4 protein-coding genes and 1 pseudogene are annotated in these 4,071 nt (G+C 72.3%); 4 read left to right on the forward strand and 1 reads right to left on the reverse strand.

The features are described 5' to 3' along the window. Positions 1–193, reverse strand: a pseudogene (locus tag C1J00_RS46065) (SigE family RNA polymerase sigma factor); the annotation flags it as partial. A gap of 239 nt (positions 194–432) precedes the next feature. Between C1J00_RS46065 and afsQ1 the strand changes: the two are divergent. From afsQ1 to C1J00_RS39490, 4 genes are all read left to right on the forward strand, one after another. Then, positions 433–1,110 carry a two-component system response regulator AfsQ1 gene (afsQ1, locus tag C1J00_RS39475; RefSeq protein ID WP_097219620.1) on the forward strand — a complete coding sequence of 226 codons (678 nt, stop codon included), beginning with the start codon at positions 433–435 and terminating at the stop codon, positions 1,108–1,110. Next, positions 1,107–2,711 (forward strand): ATP-binding protein, encoded by a 1,605-nt coding sequence (locus C1J00_RS39480; protein WP_102913686.1) that lies wholly within the window; start codon positions 1,107–1,109, stop codon positions 2,709–2,711. The genes afsQ1 and C1J00_RS39480 overlap by 4 nt, the downstream gene beginning before the upstream one ends. Beyond that, a complete protein-coding gene (locus tag C1J00_RS39485; protein WP_180989861.1) occupies positions 2,708–3,328 on the forward strand; it encodes a hypothetical protein in 621 nt (206 codons plus the stop codon). The genes C1J00_RS39480 and C1J00_RS39485 overlap by 4 nt, the downstream gene beginning before the upstream one ends. An 85-nt stretch (positions 3,329–3,413) precedes the next feature. Then, on the forward strand, positions 3,414–3,998 hold the full coding sequence (locus tag C1J00_RS39490) for a VanZ family protein (protein WP_102913688.1): 585 nt from the start codon (positions 3,414–3,416) through the stop codon (positions 3,996–3,998). Positions 3,999–4,071 lie beyond the last annotated feature (73 nt).

Consider the following 4,071-nt stretch of genomic DNA (forward strand, 5'->3'; position numbering starts at 1 on the left):
CCCCCGTGGGTGCGTCGACCACCGTCATGAACGTGGTGTGCTGACGCCCGGTGCCGCGAGCGCACCCCCGCCCACGCTCCAATCCGCTCGCGCGGGAGGGGCCGCCATCGGCACCGGCTTTCTCGGAACTCCGGTGCACATCGTGCAGACGCGTGACAACTGCGCTGGTGCTGATGCCGTGCAGCGTGTTCATCTCGCGCCCCCCGTCGTGGACTTCCGGTGTGCGGCCCGCCGGTTGGGGCGGGCTTCCTTGCCTGTGCCGAGAAGCTTGCCGCGGCACTTTCATGGCCGTGTCCGCCGACTGTCACAGACCTGTCACAGGGGTCGGGCACAGGTCCGCCACAGGTCGTACACACGCGTCGGCGGTACCGGCCCGAACCGACTGGACCCCACCGGTCGAACCCCGACCCCTCCATGGGCCAGAATGAGCGCGTGCCTTCCCTGTTGCTGATCGAGGACGACGACGCCATCCGGACGGCCCTGGAGCTCTCGCTGACGCGCCAGGGTCATCGCGTGGCGACCGCTGCCAGCGGTGAGGACGGTCTGAAGCTGCTCCGTGAGCAGCGGCCGGATCTGATCGTGCTGGACGTGATGCTGCCCGGCATCGACGGGTTCGAGGTGTGCCGGCGCATCCGGCGCACCGACCAGTTGCCGATCATCCTGCTGACCGCGCGCAACGACGACATCGACGTGGTGGTCGGGCTGGAGTCCGGCGCCGACGACTATGTCGTCAAACCGGTGCAGGGCCGGGTGCTGGACGCCCGGATCCGGGCCGTGCTGCGGCGCGGCGAGCGGGAGTCGAACGACGCGGCCAGCTTCGGCAGCCTCGTCATCGACCGCTCGGCGATGACCGTGACGAAGAACGGTGAGGACCTCCAGCTCACGCCGACCGAGCTGCGGCTGCTGCTGGAGCTGAGCCGGCGGCCGGGCCAGGCGCTGTCCCGGCAGCAACTGCTGCGGCTGGTGTGGGAGCACGACTACCTGGGCGACTCGCGGCTCGTGGACGCGTGTGTCCAGCGGCTGCGCGCCAAGGTCGAGGACGTGCCGTCGTCCCCGACGCTGATCCGTACCGTGCGGGGTGTCGGCTACCGGCTGGACGCGCCTCAGTGACCCAGGCGCACCAAGGGGGAGCCCGCGGCTGGACCGGGGCGCGCAAGGGAGTTCTGTCGCGGCTGCGCTTCACCAGCCTGCGGCTGCGACTGGTCGTCGTCTTCGGCCTGGTGGCCCTGACGGCCGCCGTGTCCGCGTCCGCGATCGCGTACTGGCTCAACCGCGAGGCCGTGCTCACCCGCACCCAGGACGCCGTGCTGCGCGACTTCGAGCAGGAGATGCAGAACCGGGCGGCCGCGCTGCCCGAGCGTCCGACGCAGGACGAGTTGCAGCACACCGCGGGCCAGATGGCGGGCAGCGACCAGCGCTTCAGCGTGCTGCTGGTCGGCCGCGACACCGAGGGCCGCACCGTCTACGGCAGCTCCGGCGGGCTGAACGGCTTCTCGCTGCGCGACGTGCCGGTCTCGCTGCGTACGGCGGTCAACAAGACGCAGAAGCCCGACGGGGCCGACAAGCACCCGCACCACCTGTACTGGCAGCGGATATCCGACCACGACACGCCGTACCTGGTGGCCGGTACGCGCGTGATCGGCGGCGGCCCGACCGGTTACATGCTCAAGTCGCTGGAGCCGGAGGCCAAGGACCTCAACTCGCTGGCCTGGTCGCTGGGCATCGCCACGGGTCTCGCCCTGATCGGCTCGGCGCTGCTCGCGCAGGCCGCGGCGACGACGGTGCTGAAGCCGGTGCAGCGGCTCGGGACGGCCGCGCGGCGGCTCGGGGAGGGCAAGCTGGACACCCGGCTGCGGGTGTCGGGGACGGATGAACTCGCCGATCTGTCGCGTACGTTCAACAACGCGGCCGAGGCGCTGGAGAAGCGGGTCGCCGACATGGCCGCCCGGGACGAGGCGTCCCGGCGGTTCGTGGCGGACATGAGCCATGAGCTGCGCACGCCGCTCACCGCCATCACCGCCGTCACGGAGGTGCTGGAGGAGGAGCTGGAGGCGGAGACCGGGAGCATGGACCCGATGATCGAGCCCGCCGTCCGGCTGGTGGTGAGCGAGACGCGGCGGCTGAACGACCTGGTCGAGAACCTGATGGAGGTCACCCGCTTCGACGCGGGCACCGCCCGGCTCGTCCTGGACGACGTCGACCTCGCCGACCAGATCACCGCCTGCATCGACGCCCGCGCCTGGCTGGACGCGGTCGAGCTGAACGCCGAGCGCGGTCTGCACGCCCGCCTGGATCCGCGCCGCCTGGACGTCATCCTGGCCAACCTGATCGGCAACGCGCTCAAGCACGGCGGCTCCCCGGTGCGGGTGTCGGTGCGGGAGGCGGACGACTCGATCGTCATCGAGGTGCAGGACCACGGGCCCGGCATCCCGGAGGACGTCCTACCGCACGTCTTCGATCGCTTCTACAAGGCCAGCGCCTCCCGGCCGCGTTCCGAGGGCAGCGGCCTGGGTCTGTCCATCGCGCTGGAGAACGCCCACATCCACGGCGGCGAGATCACCGCGGGCAACTCATCCGACTCGGGCGCGGTGTTCACCCTGCGGCTCCCGCGCGGCACGTCCCCGGAGGAGGAGCAGCCCGCCGAGGACGAGCCGGCGCCCGAGGGCGGCACCGACCGGCCGCGGTGCGAGGACCCGAAGGGGAACGCATGATGACCGCTCGTCTCACGGCCGTGCCCCGCCTGCCGGCCGTCGTGGCGCTCGCCCTGCTGCTGGCCGGCTGCGGGATCCGGGCCACGGAGGTGCCGACGAACTTCGGGCCCGCGCCCTCGCGGGTGCAGTGCTCGCTCTCCGAGCCGGACGTCTCGACGCAGGCGGCCCGGGGGCTGCCGGTGCAGGTGTTCCTGCTGTGCGGGTCCGCGCTGGTGACCGTCGACCGGACCGTGCGGGTCCCGGACGGCGCGGCCGACTCCGAGCGGCGCGTGCTCGTCGCGCAGGGCCTGCTGGACCAGCTCGCCACACCGCCGTCGGCCGCCGAGAAGGAAGCCGGCTACAGCACGGACGTCCGCGACGGCATCACCGTCGGCGGGCCGCGGCCCGGCGACCCGGAGGACACACTGCGGCTGAGCACGGCACCGGCGGGGCTCACCTCGTACGCGCTGGCGCAGATCGTCTGCACCTTCTCCGACTCGGCGGCGGCCGAGGGGGACGGCTCGGTGGTCCTGGGAGGGCCCGGCACCGGCGCACCGCGCCGCTACGAGTGCACCGACGAGGTGCGGGCCCGGCCGGGCAGCGCGGAACCGCCGTCGAAGGCCGTGGCCGGGGAGTGACCCGGCCGGATTGTGGCGCACGCCTCACAGGCCTGTCAGGGTCCATCCCGGAACCGATCCCGCCGAAGGCCGCGTCTAGGGGGGCGTGCAGCGTCAAGGTTCCGTCGGCGGCAGCGCCGAGTTCCGCATCCGTGTGACGGGGGGTGTCCTCCTCGTCGCCCACCTCGCGTTCGTCGCCTGGCTCACGCTGCGGCCGCTGGACGTGCCCTGGGTGATGCCCGCCAATCTGCGTCCGTTCGCCGGTATCCGGGGCGATCTCGCCCTGGGCTGGCCCGCGGCGGCCCGCCGGATCGGTGAGGGGCTGGCCCTGCTCGCCCCACTGGGTGTGCTGCTGCCGATGGTGAGCGGCAGACTGGTCGTCTCGCCGCTGGCGTCCCTGCTGCGCACCGTCGCGGCCGGCGCTCTGCTGTCGTGGGGCATCGAACTGCTGCAGACCGGCGTGCCCGGTCAGGTCGTCGACGTCGACTCGTTGTTCCTGAACACCGTGGGCGTGGCTCTCGCGCATCTCGCGCTGGTCCCGGCGGGCCGCTCCTGGCTGCGCCGCCGTACCGCCACTCGCGTGCTGCGTACGCCCCTCCCCCCGGAGGGGCCGGCTCAGGGTCGGACCCCGACGATTCCCAGGGTCGGGATCGCTCCGTGGAGCGACGCTTTGCCCCCTTCGTCTCCGTAGCGTGGAGTGCAGATGGGGTACTCGGACGAGAGGCCTCACTCACCCTCACGAAGGAGTCGCACATGTCCCGCCC

Source organism: Streptomyces cahuitamycinicus (assembly GCF_002891435.1).
Lineage (GTDB): Bacteria > Actinomycetota > Actinomycetes > Streptomycetales > Streptomycetaceae > Streptomyces > Streptomyces cahuitamycinicus.